At 55.4% G+C, this 21,398-nt stretch carries 18 protein-coding genes and 1 riboswitch; of the genes, 14 read left to right on the top strand and 4 right to left on the bottom strand.

Annotation, left to right across the window (positions count from 1 at the left end; genetic code table 11):
• Window positions 1-33 precede the first annotated feature (33 nt).
• On the top strand, window positions 34-1,431 hold the full coding sequence (sufB, locus tag NQZ67_RS10735; RefSeq protein WP_257445325.1) for a Fe-S cluster assembly protein SufB: 1,398 nt from the start codon (window positions 34-36) through the stop codon (window positions 1,429-1,431).
• A gap of 67 nt (window positions 1,432-1,498) precedes the next feature.
• Here sufB and NQZ67_RS10730 read toward each other — a convergent pair whose 3' ends face one another.
• The 3 genes from NQZ67_RS10730 to NQZ67_RS10720 form a co-directional block, all read right to left on the bottom strand.
• The gene (locus NQZ67_RS10730) at window positions 1,499-2,572 is read right to left on the bottom strand and encodes an HD-GYP domain-containing protein (RefSeq protein ID WP_257445324.1); all 1,074 of its coding nucleotides are present in this window, start codon (window positions 2,570-2,572) and stop codon (window positions 1,499-1,501) included.
• Window positions 2,573-2,698: 126 nt separating this feature from the next.
• A complete protein-coding gene (locus NQZ67_RS10725; RefSeq protein ID WP_257445323.1) occupies window positions 2,699-3,751 on the bottom strand; it encodes a ThiF family adenylyltransferase in 1,053 nt (350 codons plus the stop codon).
• A gap of 19 nt (window positions 3,752-3,770) precedes the next feature.
• Window positions 3,771-4,502: a molybdenum cofactor biosynthesis protein gene (locus tag NQZ67_RS10720; protein ID WP_257445321.1), complete on the bottom strand. Its 732-nt coding sequence runs from the start codon at window positions 4,500-4,502 to the stop codon at window positions 3,771-3,773.
• Window positions 4,503-4,602: 100 nt separating this feature from the next.
• On the opposite strand from NQZ67_RS10720, the gene moaA reads away from it, so the two are divergent.
• The 7 genes from moaA (at window position 4,603) to NQZ67_RS10685 (ending at window position 13,638) form a co-directional block, all read left to right on the top strand.
• A complete protein-coding gene (moaA, locus tag NQZ67_RS10715) occupies window positions 4,603-5,604 on the top strand; it encodes a GTP 3',8-cyclase MoaA (RefSeq protein WP_257445320.1) in 1,002 nt (333 codons plus the stop codon).
• 36 nt (window positions 5,605-5,640) lie between these two features.
• Complete coding sequence (locus NQZ67_RS10710) at window positions 5,641-7,083, top strand: bifunctional metallophosphatase/5'-nucleotidase (protein WP_257445319.1); 1,443 nt, start codon at window positions 5,641-5,643, stop codon at window positions 7,081-7,083.
• 149 nt (window positions 7,084-7,232) lie between these two features.
• On the top strand, window positions 7,233-8,354 hold the full coding sequence (locus NQZ67_RS10705; RefSeq protein ID WP_257445318.1) for an HD-GYP domain-containing protein: 1,122 nt from the start codon (window positions 7,233-7,235) through the stop codon (window positions 8,352-8,354).
• Between the two features lie 120 nt (window positions 8,355-8,474).
• Entirely contained in the window at window positions 8,475-9,620 is a 1,146-nt protein-coding gene (gene yfkAB, locus NQZ67_RS10700) for a radical SAM/CxCxxxxC motif protein YfkAB (RefSeq protein WP_257445317.1), read from the top strand.
• 24 nt (window positions 9,621-9,644) lie between these two features.
• Window positions 9,645-10,676 (top strand): sporulation integral membrane protein YtvI, encoded by a 1,032-nt coding sequence (gene ytvI, locus NQZ67_RS10695; RefSeq protein ID WP_257445315.1) that lies wholly within the window; start codon window positions 9,645-9,647, stop codon window positions 10,674-10,676.
• 45 nt (window positions 10,677-10,721) lie between these two features.
• Window positions 10,722-10,824: riboswitch (TPP riboswitch) on the top strand.
• Window positions 10,825-11,025: 201 nt separating this feature from the next.
• A complete protein-coding gene (thiC, locus tag NQZ67_RS10690; RefSeq protein ID WP_257445314.1) occupies window positions 11,026-12,783 on the top strand; it encodes a phosphomethylpyrimidine synthase ThiC in 1,758 nt (585 codons plus the stop codon).
• Window positions 12,784-12,909: 126 nt separating this feature from the next.
• Window positions 12,910-13,638: a GT-D fold domain-containing glycosyltransferase gene (locus NQZ67_RS10685; RefSeq protein WP_257445313.1), complete on the top strand. Its 729-nt coding sequence runs from the start codon at window positions 12,910-12,912 to the stop codon at window positions 13,636-13,638.
• A gap of 54 nt (window positions 13,639-13,692) precedes the next feature.
• Here NQZ67_RS10685 and NQZ67_RS10680 read toward each other — a convergent pair whose 3' ends face one another.
• Window positions 13,693-14,691, bottom strand: a complete 999-nt coding sequence (locus tag NQZ67_RS10680) for a ketoacyl-ACP synthase III (protein ID WP_257445311.1) — start codon at window positions 14,689-14,691, stop codon at window positions 13,693-13,695.
• A gap of 197 nt (window positions 14,692-14,888) precedes the next feature.
• Between NQZ67_RS10680 and NQZ67_RS10675 the strand changes: the two genes are divergently transcribed.
• The 6 genes from NQZ67_RS10675 (at window position 14,889) to NQZ67_RS10650 (ending at window position 21,356) form a co-directional block, all read left to right on the top strand.
• Window positions 14,889-16,112, top strand: coding sequence for an exosporium leader peptide (locus NQZ67_RS10675; protein ID WP_257445310.1), 1,224 nt, complete (start codon window positions 14,889-14,891; stop codon window positions 16,110-16,112).
• A gap of 183 nt (window positions 16,113-16,295) precedes the next feature.
• Window positions 16,296-17,030 (top strand): YhcN/YlaJ family sporulation lipoprotein, encoded by a 735-nt coding sequence (locus tag NQZ67_RS10670; RefSeq protein WP_257445308.1) that lies wholly within the window; start codon window positions 16,296-16,298, stop codon window positions 17,028-17,030.
• 153 nt (window positions 17,031-17,183) lie between these two features.
• Window positions 17,184-18,545, top strand: coding sequence for a nucleotide sugar dehydrogenase (locus NQZ67_RS10665; RefSeq protein ID WP_257445305.1), 1,362 nt, complete (start codon window positions 17,184-17,186; stop codon window positions 18,543-18,545).
• Entirely contained in the window at window positions 18,542-19,228 is a 687-nt protein-coding gene (locus NQZ67_RS10660; protein ID WP_257445304.1) for a putative rhamnosyl transferase, read from the top strand. Before NQZ67_RS10665 ends, NQZ67_RS10660 begins: the two co-directional genes overlap by 4 nt.
• A 13-nt stretch (window positions 19,229-19,241) precedes the next feature.
• Window positions 19,242-20,105: a dTDP-4-dehydrorhamnose reductase family protein gene (locus tag NQZ67_RS10655; RefSeq protein ID WP_257445302.1), complete on the top strand. Its 864-nt coding sequence runs from the start codon at window positions 19,242-19,244 to the stop codon at window positions 20,103-20,105.
• Window positions 20,106-20,135: 30 nt separating this feature from the next.
• The gene (locus NQZ67_RS10650) at window positions 20,136-21,356 is read left to right on the top strand and encodes a glycosyltransferase (protein WP_257445301.1); all 1,221 of its coding nucleotides are present in this window, start codon (window positions 20,136-20,138) and stop codon (window positions 21,354-21,356) included.
• The last annotated feature ends 42 nt before the right edge of the window (window positions 21,357-21,398 follow it).

Raw genomic sequence — 21,398 nt, 5'->3', positions numbered from 1 at the left:
CTGAATCAAAATATCAATAAGGAGTGAGACACCATGGCAAAATCAATGCCGGAAATGGAAGAATACAAGTATGGCTTCCGCGACGAACATAAGGCGATCTTCCAATCGGGTAAAGGTCTTACGCCGGAAATCGTCCGCACGATCTCCGAGATGAAGAACGAGCCGGAGTGGATGCTGGAATTCCGTCTGAAATCGCTGGAGCAATTCAACAAGATGCCAATGCCGCGCTGGGGCGGCGACTTGGACGATCTGGATTTCGACGATATCCAGTATTACGTGAAGCCATCCGAGAAGCAAGGCAAAACGTGGGAAGAAGTTCCTCAGGAAATTAAGGAAACGTTCGACAAGCTGGGTATTCCGGAAGCGGAACAGAAGTTCCTTGCGGGCGTATCGGCGCAATACGAATCCGAGGTTGTCTACCACAGCATGCAAGAGGACCTGGAGAAGCAAGGCGTTATCTTCACCGACACGGATACGGCGCTTCGCGAATATCCGGAGCTAATGAAAGAATATTTCGGCACGATTATTCCTCCGAACGACAATAAGTTCGCGGCTCTGAACAGCGCGGTATGGTCGGGCGGAAGCTTTATCTACGTACCGAAAGGCGTTCAGTGCGAAATCCCGTTGCAAGCTTATTTCCGGATCAACTCCGAAAATATGGGCCAATTCGAGCGTACGCTGATCATCGCGGACGAAGGCAGCTCCGTGCATTACGTAGAAGGCTGTACGGCCCCGATCTACAGCACGAACTCGCTGCACAGCGCGGTTGTCGAGATTCTCTGCAAGAAGGATTCCCGCGTTCGTTATACAACGATCCAGAACTGGGCGCCGAACATCTACAACCTGGTGACGAAACGTGCCGTTGCGGATGAGAACGCGCAAATGGAATGGATTGACGGCAACATCGGCTCCAAGCTGACGATGAAATATCCGGCAGTCGTGCTGCGCGGCCGCGGCGCAAAAGGCATGGTATTGTCCATCGCCGTTGCGGGCAAAGGCCAGCACCAAGACGCCGGGGCGAAGATGACGCATCTGGCGCCTGACACAAGCTCGACAATCGTATCCAAATCGATCTCCAAGCACGGCGGAAAAGTGACGTACCGCGGTCTGGCCTCGTTCGGACGCAACTCCGACGGCGCGAAATCGAACATCAAATGCGATACGTTGATCTTGGATAACGAATCGACTTCGGATACGATTCCGTATAACGAAATTTTGAACGATAACATTACCCTCGAGCACGAAGCGACGGTTTCGAAGGTTTCCGAGGATCAGCTGTTCTACCTGATGAGCCGCGGCTTGACGGAAGACGAAGCAACGCAAATGATCGTCATGGGCTTCATCGAGCCGTTCACCAAAGAACTCCCAATGGAGTATGCGGTCGAGATGAACCGACTGATCAAATTCGAGATGGAAGGCTCCATCGGTTAAACCAAAATGCCCTGTTCGACCTACCAAGTAGGCGAACAGGGCATTTTTTATGATGATCTATCATTCATTACATATACACATGCGTAATTTCGTAGTCGCGTTCGACGGTCAGATCGATAAACGCCTCGCTAATCTGGATGAGCGGACGGAAAAATTCCGTCGGATGCGTCATGACGATGACGCCGATATCCCCGTTGCTAAGCTGCACGTGCTTCCCGATAAAGTTCGGGATCATATGCTTGATGAATGTATGCGTCGTAACGGGATCCAGCTCTTTGAAGCTGAGACGGTGCAGCTCCCTGAGCACATACAGCAAATCGCGCTCCTTCTGATAGACGCGCGCCGAGATCATCGCGCTGTATATGTCGACGACGGCGATAATCTTGGAGATCGGATGGATTTCATCTCCGCTTAGCTTGCCCGGATATCCCGTTCCGTCCACGCGCTCATGATGCTGGAGCGCCCCTAAAGCAAGAGAGGAATCTTCGAACGAACGTAGAATGATCTCATGTCCATATTCGGTGTGACGTTTGACCTCTTCATATTCCTCTGGGGTTAGCTTGCCGGGCTTGTTCAGGATGGCATCTTCGATGCGGCACTTGCCGATGTCGTGAAGGAAGCCGGCTTTGCCGATCTTGGCTGCTTCGTTATTCGAATAGCCGAGCCAGGTCGCCAAATAATAGGATAACATTCCGACTTGAACGGAATGCTGGTACGTATAGTCATCTTGCGTATTCAAGAGCAGCAGCATCGACACGACGTCCCGTTCGAGCTGCAGGTTATTGAGAAGCGGCTGGAGCACGTTCGTTACCTCGGCATCGTCCACCTTGCCGGTCTCTAACGCCGCGCTAAAAAACTTCTCGAAGCTTTTGACAGCGTTCTCGTAAATCGGCTGCACCTTAGGCAGCCACTTCGGATTCACCGTCGATTCCAGCGTGCGCCCGGCAATAGAAGGCTCTTCTTCGGATGACGGCTGCGACCGTTCCATAATGTCTACAAAATCGATATGATGCTGCAGCAATCGCGAGATCTCGGATTTATAGAGCTTAGTTCCTTTGGACAGTACATGGAGTCCGTAGTCGTTAAAGACATCGCCGCTCAATTGGTCTCCATCAATTATATCGGTTACATGAATGCGCATAGAGACACCTCAGAAATTGGGATTGTGCATTCTTCTACTAACTTTTGAGAGAATAGTAGCAAGATTCATTCCTTTATAGTAACAATCAATTCTGAAAATGGCAATATGAGGGATGCCGAAATGCGGCTAAACACCTAATAATTCGGCATAAATCGACCTTGCTTTTGCAAGATCCTCGGTCCCTTGCACGATAGCCCTCCCGTCTCGGAATAGGACGAACGTCATTTCTCCGGGCATGGCTACTTTGAGCAGAAAGGCGTTAGCTGTCACGCTGCCCGCCGCTGACAGCTTGCCGGATAGCAAGGATAAATCCAGCTCGGCCTGGGTGCCGGGCGTCAGATGGACAGACTCGCGCCCGCACAAGGCAACGGCGACCGTCTCCGCGGTATGCTGCTCCAAGTAATGGAGTTGACGCCTGACGCAAGCCGGGCAGTCCGCGCGCTTTGCGTGGCTCATGTCGATCGGCAGCCAGGAATGGTTCCACAGGTCAACCTGGAACAAGGTGCCGTGGAGGGCGGCTTCGTTGCCGGATAATAGTTTTATCGCTTCTGCGGCTTGTATGGAGGCAATAATATCGATAATGGGGGATATGACGCCGGCCGTCTCGCATGTATCGGTCGTTCCGGGGGCAGGGGAATCCGGGAACAGGCAGCGGTAACAGGCCGTAACGCCGGGGCGAAACGTCATCGTCATGCCGGACGCGCCGACTGCGCCTCCGTAAACCCAAGGAACGCCGTGCTTCACGCTGTAATCATTGATTAAGGAGCGGACCGTGAAATTGTCCGACCCGTCCAGAATGAGCTGCGCGCCGTCAAGCAGCTCCTCCGCGTTCGCGGGCGTCAAATCGGCCGTATAGGGCTCGATCTTAACCGTGCTGTTTATCGCGCGCAGACGGCGCGCCGCGGCCTCGGCCTTGGGCAGCAGCTCCATCGCGTCCTGCTCTGTATACAGCATCTGGCGCTGCAGGTTGCTCCACTCGATGACGTCGCGGTCGATCAACCGGACGCAGCCAATGCCTGCCCGCACCAGATGCTGGCCGAGGACGGAGCCGAGCGCGCCCATGCCGACGATGGCGACGCGGCTGTCCTGCAGCATGGCTTGGCCCTGCCGGCCGATGCGCGCGAAGCGGATTTGGCGGGAGTATCTGTCCTCCGCGTTGCTCTCTGTATGTGGATGCATGATTCCGGCTCCTCCCGCTTTATTCGTTAAGCACGGCCGTAGGGTCCCATGGCCCCTTCTGATGGCCTTTCCATTCGGACCCGTCCGCCCATATTTCTTTCTTCCAGATGGGCACGATCTGTTTAAGGCGTTCGATCGCATAGCGGCTGGCGTCGTAGCAGCTCTCCCGGTGCGGGGCCGATACCGCGATGACCACGCTGGTCTCGGCGAGCCCAACGACGCCAATCCGGTGGCTGATCGCGCACAGGGCTCCGGGCCAACGCTCCGCGATTTCGTCGCCGATCTGCTTCATCATGGCAACCGCCATCGGCTCGTACGCTTCGTACTCGAGATGAACCGTACGCTGCCCCTCGGTCCACTCCCGGGTCGTTCCGACAAAGGCGAGGGACGCGCCGTGCTCCTTAACGATCACCTTGCGCAGTACGTCGTCCGTGGCGATAGGCTCGGAGGTAATGACGTAGAAGCCGTCGTTCTCCCCGCCATCGGCCGGTTCCTCTTCGCCGCCCGACACGGGAGGCAGCAGCGCCAGCTCGTCCCTTGCGCTAAGCTGCATCTGGTCTGCCGCGTATGCGTGGTTGCGCGCCGCGAACGAGATCGCTATTAGCGAAGCATGGTCCGGGTATTCCTTAGCAAGCATCTCCTTGAGCTCGCGAACGGTCAAGTTATCGCGGTCGGAATGAAGAATGAGTTCGCTGCGGCCGAGCCGCTCCTGCAATCCCGCAAATAGTTTGATTTTCCACTCGTATGTCATGTCATGTAACCTTTCATCGTTATGACGTAATCGTGTCTCTAGAATACCATAATCGGCGAAAAAATGTTATGCTTAGAGGTACTAGAGAGGGGGCGGGAGCATGGAAGCGTTGACCGACCGATTTGGACGCGTTCATAATTATTTGAGAATATCCGTGACGGACCGCTGCAATTTGCGCTGCGTATACTGCATGCCGGAGGAAGGGGTGGCCTTCACGGAATCGTCCAATCTTCTAACCTACGACCAGATCGTGGAGGTCGTGGAGGCGGGCGCCGGGCTGGGCATCAAGAAGCTTAGAATAACCGGGGGAGAGCCGCTCGTTAGGCCGAACCTGGATCGATTAATCGCGAGACTTGCCGACATTCCCGGCATCGACGACATATCGCTGACGACGAACGGGGTGTTCCTGGCGAAGCAGGCGGATGCTTTAAAGGCGGCGGGACTTAACCGCGTCAATATCAGCTTGGATACGCTGGATCCCGCCAGATTCGCTTTTATCGCGAGAAGGAGCGAGCTCCGCCGGGTAATGGAGGGCATCGAGGCCGCTGCCAAAGCAGGCTTCAATCCGATTAAGCTGAACTGCGTACTGCTCAAAGGCATTAACGAAGACGAAATCGCGGCGTTCCTAAAAATGGCTTACGAGCAGCCTCTGCACGTGCGGTTTATCGAATATATGCCGATCGGGCATGCGGACGACAACTGGCGCAAGATGTATTTGCCATTGTCCCGCGTGCTGGAGATCGCGGAGGAGCAGGGCTATCAGGTCGCTAGGCGGGATCAGGTGAAGGGCAACGGTCCTTCCGAGGACTTCGAATTCGCGGGGGGCGTCGGATCGTTCGGGCTCATTCACCCGATCAGCGACCACTTCTGCAAAAATTGCAACAGGCTCCGCCTGACCGCGGACGGCAATTTGAAGCCGTGCTTGTATTGGGTAGACGAGCTGAACGTAAAAAGCGCCCTTGGCGATTCCGACGCGCTCAGAAGGATGTTCGCCAAGGCGATGGATATTAAGCCGGAAAATCACGAGATGGCGGCCAAGCTGGCAGACGGCGCGTTGTCGCATGTTCCCACGGACAGGCGCATGTCCCAAATCGGAGGATAAAGCGAGGCTTGGAACGACTTAGGAGGCGCGCAGGATATGCCGAAAACGATGCAAACGCAAGTCGTGCTTCTGCATAGCAACGACATACACAGCCGGCTCGAGAACGCGGCCCGCATATCCGCGATGATCGCCGAGGAACGCAGGCAATGGGGAGCGGATCGGGTCCTGGCCATCGACTGCGGCGATCATATGGACCGGATGCGGATGGAGTCGGAAGGCAGCGGAGGCAAGGTCAATCTCGAGCTGCTGCGAGAGGCGGGTTACGAAGCGGTTACGCTCGGCAATAACGAGGGTCTTACCTGCTCGGCGGACATGCTGGAGCAGCTGTACGGCGACGCTGCCGGACTCGCGGTCGTCTGCGCGAACATGAGCGTCAGCTCCACGGGCGAACGGCCCGAGTGGATGCTCCCCCACGCCTTCATCGAGAAGAACGGTCTGACGATCGGCTTAATCGGGGCTACAGCGAATTACGCCGAATTTTACGCTTTGCTGGGCTGGACCACTACGGATCCGCTGGAAGCCATACGCGAGCAAGTAGCCGCGATTCGCGGCCGGTGCGACGTTATTGTCGTCATGTCGCATCTCGGCATTAAGCTGGACCAGGAGATGGCGCAGGAAATCGAGGGCATCGACCTGATCGTTGGCGGCCATACGCATCATCTGCTGGAAGAGCCCTTACGCATCGGCATGACCACGATTTGCGCGGCTGGCAAGTTCGGCGATTATCTCGGACGGGTCGAGATCGGATGGGATTCGGAGACGGGGAGACCGCTGTTCCGCGCGTCCTGCGTTCCGACGAATGCCTATCCGGAGCAGCCGGAAGCGGAAGCCGTCATCCGCGCTTATAAGGAATCGGCAAGGCAGGCGCTCAGCCGGGTCATCGCCGATCTAAGGGAACCACTCCCCGCGAGGACCGACGCGGAATCCCCGTTTGCCAATTTGCTTGCCAGAGGACTGCGGAGATGGACCGGCGCCGAAATCGGATTGGTCAACACGGGACAATTGCTAGGCGGTCTGGCCGGGGGCGAGGTGACTGCCGGGGAGCTCCATGCGTTATGTCCGTCTCCGATTAATCCGTGCCTGATTATGATCGCCGGAAGGCATGTACGAAGGGCGCTCGAGGAAGCCCTGCTTGAGGAATTTGTTGCGAAGCCGATCAAAGGCTACGGGTTCCGGGGCGAGGTGCTGGGCACGCTGGCGCTCGATGGCATGACTGTCCGCTACGACGACCGCCGCGAGCCCATGAACAAAATCGTTAGCGCGCTCGTAAACGGGGAACCGCTGCAGGAAGACCGCATCTACGCGGTCGGTTCTATAGATATGTTCAGCTTCCGTGTCGGTTACGTATCGCTGGCGGACGGAGAGAGCTACCGCTATTATTTGCCCGAATTCATTCGCGACGTTATCGGCTACGAGCTGACGATGGAAGAAGCCATAACGGCTTGTCACCGGCTTCATTGGGTGGATCATTCGACATAAGCGGATAAAATATCCAGTTAACTTGACGTAAACTGTCGAATTATAGGTAAAAATGGTTGCAGTCAAGCGCATTTTCACGTAAATTAACAATATATACGGTTTGCTCCGATGTATAAGGTATAGAAAGTCTTGAAGGGGATGGACCGAAAATGCGTTTGCTGCCCATTTCGCACTGCGAACCCGGCATGAAGCTTGCCAAAAAAATATTTTCCGCTGACGGCATCGTTCTTCTCGGCCAAGGCATGGAGCTGACGAACCGGCTGATCGCCAGACTTGAGCAATGCGGCGTGCAATATGTTTACATAGAGGATATCCGCACGGAGGATGTCCAAGCGCCGTCGATCATCAGCGAGGAAACGTTCCGGATGGCGATCAAGGAAATCCGTACGAACTTTCTCGAGATGATGGAGCGCCCGAAGATGAAGAAGGGCGTTACGTATCCGTTTATCGCGCAGCCATTTCGCATGATGATGAATAATATCATCGATGAGCTGTCCAACCATAAAGACGCCATGATCATGCTGATGAACATGGGAACCGTCGATCATTATTTGTTCCAGCATTCCTTGAACGTCTGCGTATACACAACCTTGCTCGGCATGTCGAACGGCTATTCCCGCGATGAAGTGATGACGCTTGGCATGGGCGCGCTGCTGCACGACGTTGGCAAAACCCAAATCTCCATGCAGGTGCTGCAGAAGCCCGGCGCGCTCTCGAGAGAAGAGTTCGAGCAGATGAAACGGCATCCCCAGCTTGGCTACGAGCTGCTCAAGGACGAGCCGAACATGCCGCTCCTCGTTGCGCATTGCGCGTTCCAGCATCATGAACGGCTGGACGGCAGCGGCTATCCGAGAGGGATCAAAGGAAACGAAATCCATGACTACGCCAAGTGGATCGGTCTTGTCGATTCCTACGACGCGATGACCACGAACCGGGTATACCGCGCTCCGATGCTTCCGCACGAAGCCGCGGAACGATTGTATGCGGGAACGGGCACGTTGTACGAGCAGCGCATGCTCCAGCTGTTCCGGGACAAGGTGGCGATCTATCCTATCGGCATCAACGTCAGACTGCAGACCGGGGAGAGAGGCATCGTCTCCAGCTTGAATAACACTTATCCGCATCGTCCTACCGTCCGAGTCTTGTACAACGAAGCGGGAGAAGCGTTGAAATCGCCATACGAGATCGACTTGTCCACGCAGCTAACGGCTATGATCGTCGGCGTGAACGAAGAGGAGTCCGCGGAACCGCCGCTCGTTTCCAGTCTATAGGGCCTTACGGCTCTTTTTTTCTTTGCAGCGCTTTATTAGCTTTATTTGCTTCCTGCCGCCACGGACATTACAATGAAAATAACTATAGCATTACGAGATTATGAAGTCAGGTGTTGAACAATGAACGTACTAGATACAAGGAATCATAGCTTTCATCCCGCTTTGTCCCCCTTATCGCCTACCAACGACCCATGGGACCCCATCCGTTCGCTTCGTCAATATGGAAGACACAGGCTGACCAGCGTCGAGATGACCGTTACGAATTTATGCAATATGAGATGCGAGCATTGCGCCGTCGGCGATTCTCTGGTGCTGGCCGAGCCGGACAAAATTCCGCTGGCGGACATGCTGCGGAGACTCGACGAGGTCGAGCACTTGGAGACAATCAGCATTACCGGCGGCGAGCCGACGTTCTCCGGCCGGACGGTGAGCGACTATATGGTTCCGCTGCTCCAGTATGCGAGAAGCAGGGGAATCCGCTCGCAGATCAATTCGAACGTGACGCTGCCGTACTCGAGGTACGAGCAGCTGGCGCCTTATCTTGACGTCATGCATATCTCGTTCAATTATACGAGCGCGGAAGACTTCCATGCGATCGGATTCGCCAAGTCTGGACACAGCGTATCGCTTGAAGCCGCATCCAAGCTATATGACCGGATGATCGACAACGCGCGCCGCTTAAGCGAAGCAGGCGTTCTCGTGTCGGCGGAATCGATGATCAATTACCGGACGTACGACAAGATTGACGAGATTCATCGCCTGATCGTAGAGATGGGCTGCCGGCGGCACGAGGTGCATCCGATGTATCCGAGCTCCTTCGCCAAGGATTTGCCCGTCATTACCAAGGAACAAATGCGCGGCGCGGTAGAGAAGCTGCTCGACAATCGCGACAAGGACGTTTGGATGCTATTCGGCACGCTCCCGTTCTATCATTGCAGCGATGACGCGGAGGAGCGCGCGCTGCTTGGAAGGCTCGCGAGAGAGAGCAACGTCACGGTGCGGAACGATCCGGACGGACGCAACCGCCTGAACGTTAATCTGTTCACGGGCGACGTGTTCGTTACGGACTTCTCGGACGTGCCGGCTTTCGGCAATATCGCGGAGTCGGGCCTCGACGAGCTGTTCAACCGCTGGCTGGACCATCCGCTCGCGCAAGGCGTCAACTGCCATTGCCCGGCGGCATCCTGCTGCGGCCCGAATCTGCTTGTCAAAGACATGTATTACAAAGACGAGAATTTCCTCATGCGCAGCGCGAAGCTTGAATAAAATCTGGGAGGGGAGGGAAACCGCATGTCCATACGCACGGTCGTCATGATTGCCGTCGGTTTGTTATTGATTTATTTAAGCTTCACGGTCGGAGCGCCGTTCCTGTTAGCCCTTGTGGTCGCCATATTCCTGGAGCCGCTGAACGGGTTTCTGATGAAACGGTTCAAGCTTAACCGGTTGGTCGCGGCCGTTATCTCCAGCACCTTGTTCACCGTCCTGCTTATCGGATTAATCGTGCTTCTCGGCATCAAGATCGTGGCGGAGCTGATCGCGTTTCTGCAGAAGGTTCCGCAATATTTCGAGAACGCGAATGAAATCGTCGACCAGCTGCTGGTTGACGCGCGCGGCTTGTACCAGAACCTCCCGCCGGACGCGATCGAGACGCTTGAAGGCTATCTGCTTAAGCTGACCGGCACGATCACGACGATGGTCGGCAAGCTGTCGACCTCCGTCGTTTCGTTTGCCTCCACGCTGCCCGGCGTATTTATATTCCTGATCGTGTTCCTCGTCGCGGTGTATATGTTCAGCTTCAGTCTGAACACGATGAAGGCTTCCGTGCTTTCGTTGTTCGACGAATCGTCCAGATCGCAGGTTGACCAGATGCTGAACAACCTCCGCAAGTCGATTTTCGGCTTTCTGCGGTCGCAAATTATTCTGAGCGCGATGACCTACGTCATCTCGCTCGCGGGCTTGCTCATTCTGGACATCAAGTACCCGATGGCGATTGCGCTGCTGATTATCGTCGTCGATATTATGCCGATTCTCGGTACCGGCTCGGTGCTTGTGCCGTGGGCTTCTTACCTGATCCTGACAGGCGACCTGTTCACGGGTATCGGCCTGATCATTCTGTTCCTGTTCATTACGGTGTTCCGCAGAATCGTGGAGCCGAAAATACTCGGCGATTCGGTCGGCATCGGCGCGTTGTCCGCGCTTATCAGCTTATACGTGGGCTTCAAGCTGGTCGGCGTCATCGGCGTCTTCATCGGTCCGCTGATCGTCATTATTTACATGGCGGCGCGGCAGGCGGGACTGTTCCAGCAGAAGATTAAGTTGTAAAAAAAGGTTGACAATTATTTCCGTAGAACAGTATAGTCGATAAAGGAAATCCACTAGGGGCGCCGAAAGGCTGAGATAAAGCATTTGCTTTGGTCCCTTTGAACCTGATCTGGGTCATGCCAGCGTAGGAAAGTGGGATAATCGGCTTCGCCGCGGCCAAGCCGAACCAATCGCGCGCCATGCGACACGCGCCGATTCGCCGTATTTTGCAGCAATGTTTAAAATTTTGCTGCCTATCTACGTACGAGCGAATGGGATGAGCACAAGCTGCAGCGCCGAACAAACTTTCTTATCGATCTGCGTATGCCTCCAGGTGGAATTCCAATTCCATTTAGGAGGTTTTTTTGTTATGTTGACGACGCCATTGCCGGGGAGCAGGAAGGTCTATGTCCAAGGATCGGACGCTTCGATCCAAGTGCCGATGAGGGAGATCGCGCTCGCCAAGAGCCAAGGGAGAGATGGAGAAGAGCTGGCGAACGAGCCGGTGAGGGTCTACGATGCCAGCGGTCCTTATACGGATCCGGACTACATAGCGGATGTAAGAGCCGGGTTGCCCAAGCGAAGAGAGCGGTGGATACGGGCCCGCGGGGACGTCGAGGCGTATGAAGGACGGGAGGTGAAGCCCGAGGATAACGGCTTCGCGTCGGAGGAGAGGGCGAGGGAGAAGGGTGCCGAAATATTCCCGAGCCTATCGAACAGACCGCTGAGGGCAAAAGAAGGACGGAACGTGACGCAGCTCCATTACGCTCGTCGAGGGACCATAACGCCGGAGATGGAGTTCATCGCGATCCGGGAAGGGATGTCTCCGGAATTCGTCCGGGACGAGGTGGCAAGAGGCAGAGCGATTATTCCGGCGAACATCAATCATCCCGAGAGCGAGCCGATGATCATCGGCAGGGCCTTCCACGTGAAGATTAACGCCAACATCGGTAACTCCGCCGTCGCTTCTTCGATCGAGGAGGAGGTCGAGAAGATGACGTGGGCGACGCGCTGGGGCGCCGATACGATCATGGACTTGTCCACCGGGAAGAACATCCACACGACAAGGGAGTGGATCGTCCGGAATTCCCCGGTGCCGGTCGGAACGGTGCCGATCTATCAGGCGCTCGAGAAGGTGAACGGCAAAGCCGAGGATCTAAGCTGGGAGGTGTTCCGCGACACGCTGATCGAACAGGCGGAGCAGGGCGTCGATTATTTTACGATACATGCGGGGGTGCTTCTGCGCTATATTCCGCTCACGGCGAAGCGCGTGACGGGTATCGTGTCGAGGGGCGGCTCGATCATGGCGGCATGGTGCCTGGCGCATCACAAGGAGAACTTTCTGTACACGCATTTCGAAGACATATGCGAGATCATGAAGCGGTACGACGTTGCCTTCTCGCTCGGCGACGGACTTCGCCCGGGCTCGATCGCGGACGCGAACGACGAGGCGCAATTCGCGGAGCTGGATACGCTTGGAGAGCTGACGAAGCTCGCGTGGAAGCATGACGTGCAGGTCATGATTGAAGGTCCCGGACACGTGCCGATGCATCTCATCCAGGAGAACATGACCCGTCAGCTTGCCGTTTGCGACGAAGCCCCGTTCTACACGCTGGGGCCGCTGACGACGGATATCGCGCCCGGCTACGACCATATTACATCCGCGATCGGCGCGGCGATGATCGGCTGGTTCGGCACGGCTATGCTTTGCTACGTCACGCCAAAGGAGCATCTGGGACTGCCGAACAAGGAAGACGTGAAGGAAGGGGTCATCACGTACAAGATTGCGGCGCACGCGGCGGACTTGGCTAAAGGACATCCGAGAGCGAAGGTGCGGGATGACGCTTTGTCCAAAGCAAGGTTCGAATTCCGCTGGCGGGACCAATTCCATCTATCGCTCGATCCGGAACGCGCCATGGCCTACCACGACGAGACGCTGCCGGCCGAAGCCGCCAAATCCGCCCACTTCTGCTCGATGTGCGGGCCGAAGTTCTGCAGCATGCGCATAACGCAGGACATTCGCGAATATGCGGCGCAGAGCGGTCTGGAGACGGCCGAAGCGATTGAAGCGGGCATGAAGGAGAAAGCGGACGCGTTCAAAGCCGCGGGCAGCTCAATCTACACATGACGTTCGGCAACAGAACCGGGAGGCTATCCCTTATCGGCAAGGGCAGCTGTCCAATCCCTCGCGAAACCGTCTCATATACTATCAGGACGATAGAAGATGAGACCATACGACCTTGGAGGGTTGGACATGATTGCACATATTCCGAACGAGAGCCTGCTAGACAAGGATGAGATTATATCGCGCCTCGGAGAGGCGCTGAAGGAGAAGAAGCCTTACTGCCTCGTCCGCATCGGAGACGGAGAGAACTTCGTGTTGTCGCAGGATTCGGTGTATACGATGGAGCATACGCTTCAGCAGCTGTGGGTGCAAGAAGCGAACAAAGGCAGGAAAGGCGTCCGGCTTCCGAATATCGCGCTTCGCGACCAGATCGTGACGGCAATCCGCGAGGCGGATATCGTAGGGATTCTGGCGCAGAACGACAAAGTGATCCGGGCGCATCCGAATCACAAGCGGGTGCTCACAAACCGCATTTTCCAGCATTTCGGTCTGGAGCCGAAGGCGGTGTGCAACGCGATTGTGAACCGGGAGTTGATCCACTACCAGCCGTTCTGGCAGATGCTGGCCGAACAAGGGGCGAGGGTCGTGCTCGTCTCGAGATGGGCGGGCGGAACGAAGCAGAGGCTGATTCGGCCGCCTTTTAATCTGAATATTCCGTTCACGCTCCCGTTCGAGCGGAACGAGATGATGGAAAGCACGCTGGAGGTGCTGGAATCCCGGAAGGACGAATACGACATCATGCTTGCTTCCTGCGGCGTGAACGCGGTCGTGCTGGCTCACCAGGTGGCCGCTCGAATCGGCAAAATCGGGGTCGATTTCGGTATAGGGTCGCAAATTATTTCTTATATGAAGTCGTAGAAAAAAGAGGATGCTGATTTCGCGCGGTCATGCGCGAAACAGCATCCTCTTCTGTTACGTTTCGATCGTCCAACGAATAATGACGCCTGCTTGCGTCAGCCCGCCGCCGAAGCCGTGGAGCAGAAGCGTGTCACCGTTCTTCACCCGTCCTTCGCGAACGGCATCGTCAAGCGCCAGCGGGATGGATGCCGCCGACGTGTTGCCGTAATGCGCGATGCTGGATAACGCTTGCTCGGGCCGAAAGCCGGTACGTTCGCAGAGAGCCTCGATAATGCGCTGGTTGGCGTTATGGGGAACGAACCAGTCGACGTCGTCCGTCCCGAGACCCGCGACCGCTAGAAGCTGCCGAATGCCTTCCGATACTTGGCTTACCGCCCAACGGTAAACCTCCCGGCCGTTCTGCACGATTTTCCCGTGATCCAGAATGTCGTGTTCGTCGATGGATTTCGCTTGGTTGCTCAAATAAACATGATGACCGCCGCCGCCGTTTGTATCCGAATACGCCGCGAGCATGCTGCCTTCGCCTCCCGCATGGACTTCGAGCAGAACGGCCCCCGCCCCGTCGCCGAACAAGATGCAGGTCGTACGATCCGAATAATCGGTAACCTTCGTCAGCGCGTCGGCGCCTACGATCAATATTTTTCGGTAGACTCCGGACAACAGGAGGCTATTCCCCAGCTGAAGCGCTGCGGTAAAGCCGGCGCATGCCGCTTGCAGATCAATGGCGCCGCAGCGTTCGATTCCGAATCTTGCTTGGAGACGGGTAGCCATGCTTGGGAATACGGTATCCGGCGTGGAGGTGGCTACGATGACATAGTCGACGTCCTTCAGATTGACATCGTAACGCTCCGCCATATTCGAGACGGCGCCCGCGATCAAGTCGAACGCGTGCTCGTGCTCCGAGAGCGCCCGGCGTTCCCGAATGCCGGTCCTCTGCACGATCCATTCGTCATTCGTGTCTACTAGCTTCTCCATATCGGCATTCGTTATCCTGCGTTCAGGAACGTAAGAGCCGATTGCGGTAATGCGTGAATTCGATTGCAGCGCTGTCATATTTGCTTCACCTCGACTTATTTAGTATCTGGTACTAATACCTGATACTAATGATAGGGATTGCTGTGGGAAATGTCAAGATTAATTAAGGGGTAAAGGTTAGACCGCGTTACGACGCAAAAATAAACCATAAATACGATCCACTTGTCCATTCGTTTATTATCATTCCTTCATACGATGTATGAGGAGGTGAAGGAATGAAAAGCTTATTTATTAAAGATAAAAACAAGTGTTTCATCAAAGAACTCAAAATTAAAAAGCTGTGCATCGTGATTCGAAACAAAATTATCGTTAAAAAGGGCGAAGGACCTCCCGGCCCCCCGGGACCTGCCGGCGTCACCGGGCCGCCCGGCCCGCAAGGAGCGACAGGCGCTGCCGGCCCGCAAGGAGCGACAGGCGCTGCCGGCCCGCAAGGAGCGACAGGCGCCGCCGGCGCAACGGGACCTACAGGTCCAACGGGACCTGGCTGCGTTGAGCCGCTGCCCATATTCACTCAAATCGTTTATGTCAACAAAGCGGGCAACGACGCGACGGCGGATGGGAGCGAATGCCAACCTTTTCTAACCGTCACTGCGGCAATGGCTTCCATCGTGGACGCTACGCCGGCTAAGCGGTATGCCATATCCATTGGACCTGGCACGTACACCGAACCGCTTATTCATCTGAAAGCGAACGTCCAGCTTATAGGAACAAGCACGCTATTAACCCGGTTGGCTATTCCATTCGATATTAATGATCCTTCCTGGGCGGAGCCGGGATTCGTGAACGATAATCGCTCCGGATTCGTCGATCTTACATTGCTGTCCGCGCCCCTTGACTTTAATTTCGTGACGGCCAGCAGCTTTAGCGGAAAATTGTTTTTCGTTAGCGTCAATATGACGCCTGCCCCGGTCTTCACCGCGCTAACGACCTCCGTTAATCAAGTGAATATTCGCGACTCGCAATTGGCCTCCGGCTATACACAGAATGGCATTAATATGGTCATGTTCGCTTCGTTCGTCTCCAGCGGCAATATTATTATTAATTCGCAAGCTACGACGGATACGCAGGTTAACTTGGTGGGCGGAGGAATAAACGGCAATGTTATCATAAACGTTCAATCCGGGCATATTCCGATCGATCCGCTGAATTTAACCAGCTTTGCCATAACGGAAAACATCTTCAATCCATTCCCGAATTCCGGGCAGCTCATCGTGAACGGCGCAAATAACGTGATTACGCGAGTCAGGGCTACGGTTGATTCCATTCCCATACGTTCGCGAGTGGTGCTAGTTGGTACCAATACGACCTTGGTCAGGGTGGACGACGCGTTCGGGTTGGCGTATACCCCTGCTAATCCCGCGGACTGGGCAGCTCCGCCTCCTTCGACCGTTCAAGAAGCGTTAGACCGAATTGCGGCCCAAATAGGTCCCGTTCCTTAACTTTTTGCAGCATTATGGCGTTACCAGCTCCTAGAAAGGCGTTCCCGCGAATAGCAAGCATGCGATTGGCGAACGCTAAGGTTGATCAAGCTGAATAAAGAATGAGCGGCGAAGCGACCATCCGTTCGCGACATTCGCCGCCTTCGGCTTGGATGCTACGATACGAGGAGGTATGGCATGCCTATGCGTAAGAAGTTAGCGGCGCTGTCCGCCGGCGTACTGATCGGCACGCTGCTCAGCGGCTGCAGCGAATATCAGGGGGATATAGGCAACAAAAACATCCGGACGAACAATGCGGAGTATAATTCTTTCGGCGTGATCCGGGACAAGCGGTTCGCGGATGACGGGAAAAACGAGCAAAACCGGGTACGCGGCAGCCAGCAAAATAATAATAACGTTATTGGTTCTCATCGCAATTATCGATTGGAAATGAGCGAGGAAATAGCCGACCGAATCAAGGAGATTACCTCGGTCAAAGCGTCATACGTCATGCTGGCCGACAAAAAAGCTTATGTAGCCGTATCGCTCCACGACCATGCTCCGCAAGGCGAGACGAAGGCGATGAGCCGGACGCATCTGGGCTTGTTCGGCAAGAACGGCGCCGAGGACGGAAGACGGATCAGCAGCATGTCCACGGGTGAAGAGCTTCTAACGGCGGATATGAAATCGCAGATCGCCGAAGCGGTCAAGGAGCTCCATCCTCAGATCGCCAATATTTATATATCGGCGAATCCCGAATTCGTCGGGCGTATGAATATGTATATGAACGACAACATGCTCGGCTATCCCGTTCAAAACTATATTATGGAATTTAACGCGATGGCGGAGCGGGTGTTCCCGGTTGGCGCGCCCGACTCTACGGGCGACGGAATCCTGAAATCGACCAGCGTAAACCGCAAGCACCGTTTGCTGGACTAGCCATAGTCCCTGAAGTCAAGGCTGATCGCCGGAATAGGCGGTCAGCCTTTTTGCGCATTCGAAGGCTGATTCGTCCATTCCTTTTCTATCATCCCGTCATATTGTAATTCTAGCTATTTGAAACAGGCTGGAAAGAAGGCGAGATGCTACAAGATGGTTGAAAGAAACGAAATGGAAGATTTGCATGCCCAGGGCGGCACGGAACAGAAGACGGTTGCCATCCTGGGCCTTGGTTATGTTGGTCTACCGCTAGCGCTGCTGTTCGTGGACAGAGGATTCCGCGTGCTTGGCATCGACCCCGACGCAGACAAGGTCGAGAAGCTTCACAAAGGAATCAGCTATATTCACGAAATTTCGAACCGTCAAATACAGGAGGCGATGATGACCGATCGCTTCCTGCCGACGAATCGGCACAGCGCCATTCAAGCGGCGGAAGCGATTATTATCTGCGTCCCGACACCGCTCACGGCATATGGAACGCCTGACCTCAGCTTCTTGACGATCGCGGCCTCCCAGGTCGGCCACCGTCTCAAGAAAGGCCAGCTTGTGGTGCTGGAGAGCTCGACGTATCCCGGGACGACGCGGGAGGTGCTGCTCCCTCTTCTCGAGAAGACGGGGCTTAAGGCCGGAGAGCATTTCCACCTGGCTTATTCTCCCGAGCGCGTCGATCCGGGCAATGAACGCTTCCCGCTCGAGAGGATCCCGAAGATCGTGAGCGGAATAACGGAGGGCTGCCTCGACCGCATTCTCCAGCTTTATGGTCAAGTATTCCCAAGCCTCCATCCCGTATCCAGCACGGACGCCGCGGAGATGGCCAAAATTTTGGAAAATTCTTACCGGCTCATCAACATATCCTTCATAAACGAAATGGCGATGCTTAGCGATCAGCTGAATTTGGACGTATGGGAAGTGATCGACGCGGCAGGGACGAAGCCGTTCGGATTTATGCCCTTCTATCCGGGACCGGGCATCGGGGGGCATTGCATTCCCGTCGACCCGTCGTATCTGCTATGGAAGGCGAAGCAGCATGGCATGACGTCCGAATTCATCAGCATGTCGAATGCCGTTAACCACAAGATGCCGCTGTATATTGTCCAGCAGCTGAGGAAAGCGATGGCGCCGAAGCCGTTGTCGGGGTCGAATATTTTGATCTACGGGGCGGCCTATAAGCCTAACATCGCCGACGCCCGCGAATCCGCCTCGATCGATCTTATGAAGCTCATGCAGCTGGAAGGGGCGAATGTATTCTATCATGATCCGTACATTCCGCAAGTCAAGCTGGGGGACGGCCCGCTGACCAGCGTCGAGCTGACGCCGAAGCTGGTAGAGAGCATGGATGCGGTCATCATAGCGACTCCCCATAAAGGAATGCCTCTTACGATGCTGGCGGAGCATGCGGCGTTCATCTACGACACCCGGAACGTGACCCGGCATATCGAAGGAAGAGGCCGTATTATGAGGCTCGGAACGGGGACGCGGTCGAATTCGTCTCAAGAAAGCGGGGGACGGACATGAACGATCGGATCGTGATTATCGAGATCCAATTCAACACGGTCAAGTACAGCGACAATATTTATAAGCCATCATGGATTGATTACCGGATGGACATTACGATGCGTTTCACGGCCAAAAGCTTGAGCGGGCAGTCGAGGAGCGATTTCAAGGCGTTCATCTATTATTTGGACGAAACGGAGCCCCTAATCGCCGCGTCGCTGGCGCGCCACGAGCCGCTTCCGGCTCATATCGAATTCGTTCCGTTCTCGAAGCGCAAGGAACGGATGGATGCAGCGGTGCAGGGATATTCCAAGGCTTACGTCGCGCGCATTGATTCCGACAACATGTTCAAAAAAGACTACGTCGAACGGTTGTACGCGCACGTCCCGAAGCCCGCGACGCAGGTGTTGATCTCCCAGCGCGGTTATTTGTACGATTCCAACACGAACCGGCTCGCGAACGTATCGTATGCGTCGCCATCCTTTTATACGTTTATCTACGACACCGAAAAGTTTTTGTCCGGATACCGTTATCCGCTCAAAACCCATCACGACGCGATTCGCTACAAGCATGAGTTGATGGCCGGCCGCAACTTCGTGGTCGTCGTTCATCAGACGAACGTGATGAACAAATTTACGGTGGGCAGAAAATCGGATCTGATCGAAGCGGGCAAGGTGCAGGAAATACTCGGAGATTTTATGTAAGGGGGGGCGGAAAGTGAGTCGGATTGTCGTATTAGGCTCGGCGGGAATGGCGGGGCATTTGCTCGTCCGATATTTGACGGAGAAGGGCCATGACGTGACGGCCGTCAGCCGGAATGGAGGAGAGGGGCAGCTGCAGCTCGATCTTCGCGGACACGCCGAGCTGGAGGACGCTTTGCGTCTTCTGAAGCCGGATGCGGTCGTCAATGCGGCCGGCATACTGAACGAAGCGGCCAAGGAGCGACAGAAGGAAGCGATTATGATTAATAGCTTGCTTCCGCATCGATTGGCCAAATGGGGGGATAAGCTGGGATACCGGCTTATCCATATAAGCACGGATTGCGTATTTTCCGGCCTCGGGGGTCCTTACGACGAATCCAGAAAGCCGGACGGTACGTCCGCATACGCGAAAACCAAAAGCTTGGGCGAAGTGAAGCGGCCCGGCCATTTGACGATCCGCACGTCCATTATCGGGCCGGAATTGAAGCGGGACGGCGTTGGCTTGTTTCATTGGTTCATGGCGCAGGAGGGGAGCATTAGCGGTTATTCGCGCGTATTCTGGAACGGAGTGACGACGCTCGAGCTCGCGGCGTTCGTTGAGCAGATGCTGCAGAGTCCGCTTGACGGAATCGTGCATCTCGCAGCGAACGGCAAAGTATCGAAGCATGAGCTGCTTCTGATGCTGAAGGACGTGTTCCGGAACGGGCATGAAGTCGATATTCAGCCGAACGATAAGTTTCACCATGACAAGAGCTTGCTGAATACGAGAAGCGATATGACGTATGCCGTTCCCGGTTATCCCGAGATGCTGCGTCAGATGGCCGCATGGATGAAAGGACATGAGGAGCTTTACAGCCAGTACCGGCTGGACGGGATATAAGGCTCTTCCAGTGATCGGAGGCGAATGGCGTTGAGAATATGCAAGCTGATTCGAAGACACTCTTTCCTTGACGTCAGAGTGTTCCAGAAGGAGGCCAAAAGCTTGGCGGCGCTCGGGCATGACGTATGCTTGCTGGCGCCCAAATACAATGGGGCCTTGCTGAATATTAATAAGGCGCCGATCAGGGATACGCGCTCTGCTTCTCCGTCTTTCGGAGAAGACGGGGTGACGGTCATTCCCTACGAGGCGAAGCGGATCGCCTCTATTTATCATAAAACGAATGTGGAGAAGGCGATGCTGCGCAGTCTGCAGAACGGCACGGAAGGCTATCAGCTGGACGGGTTGCTGGCGAAGGCGCGGGATGCCCAGGCCGACGTCTATCATGCCCATGAGCCGGAGACGCTGTACGAGGCGGTTCAAGCGAAGCGCTTCTTGCGCAATCAGGGAAGGAACGCGAGGGTCGTATTCGACGCTCACGAGCTGGAGAACGACACGCCGCTGCTCAGGGAACTAATGAAGGACACGGACTGGCTCATCACGGTGTCGGACAGCATCGCGGCCATCTATGCGAAGCGTTATCCGGGGATTCCGATTACCGTCATCTATAATTCTCCGAGGCTGCTTCAGCTTAGCGGGGAGCCGCGGCAGCCGGACGGTTTCTCCGAGGAACGGCCCATGATTATCGGCTATGAAGGGATGCTGACGAAGGAGAAAGGCGATCCGGGGCGCATCATCGCCTTGCTCGACAGCTTAACGCAAGCCGGCCTGCATGCGCGGTTCAAAATCGCCGGTCAAGTTCATCACCCCGCGCCTGCGGAAAAGGCCAAAATCGAGAAGCGGCTCCGATCCGATCCGCGGATCGACTACGCGTGGGTCGACTATGACAAGCTCGGCGATCAGTGGAACCAGGTCGACGTCGGTTATATTTATTTTGACTTAAGCTCGAAAAACAGGCTGTACGCGCTGCCGAACAAATTTTTCAGCCTGCTCGGCAGCGGCGTTCCCGTCGTCGTTAACGAGTCGGCCGCGATGTCGCACGTCATTCGTGAGCATGAATGCGGACTCGTTGTCGGATCGAAGAACGCTTCTGCGGCGGATTTCGCGCAGCAGCTCGCCAAGCTGTATAACGACCGCGAGCTCCTAGCGGCTATGGGGCGCAACGCCAGAGCCGCGATGAGTGACGTGTACTGCTGGGAGAAGATGGAGCAGCGGCTTGCGGCCATGTATCAAGAGCTGGAGCGCCAAGGATAACATAACAAAGCCTGTCATGATGGACATGACAGGCCTTTTTTC

Origin of the sequence: Paenibacillus soyae (assembly GCF_024623455.1) — a bacterium.
GTDB classification, from domain to species: Bacteria; Bacillota; Bacilli; order Paenibacillales; family Paenibacillaceae; genus Pristimantibacillus; species Pristimantibacillus soyae.
This window is presented reverse-complemented; position numbering and strand designations above follow the sequence as displayed.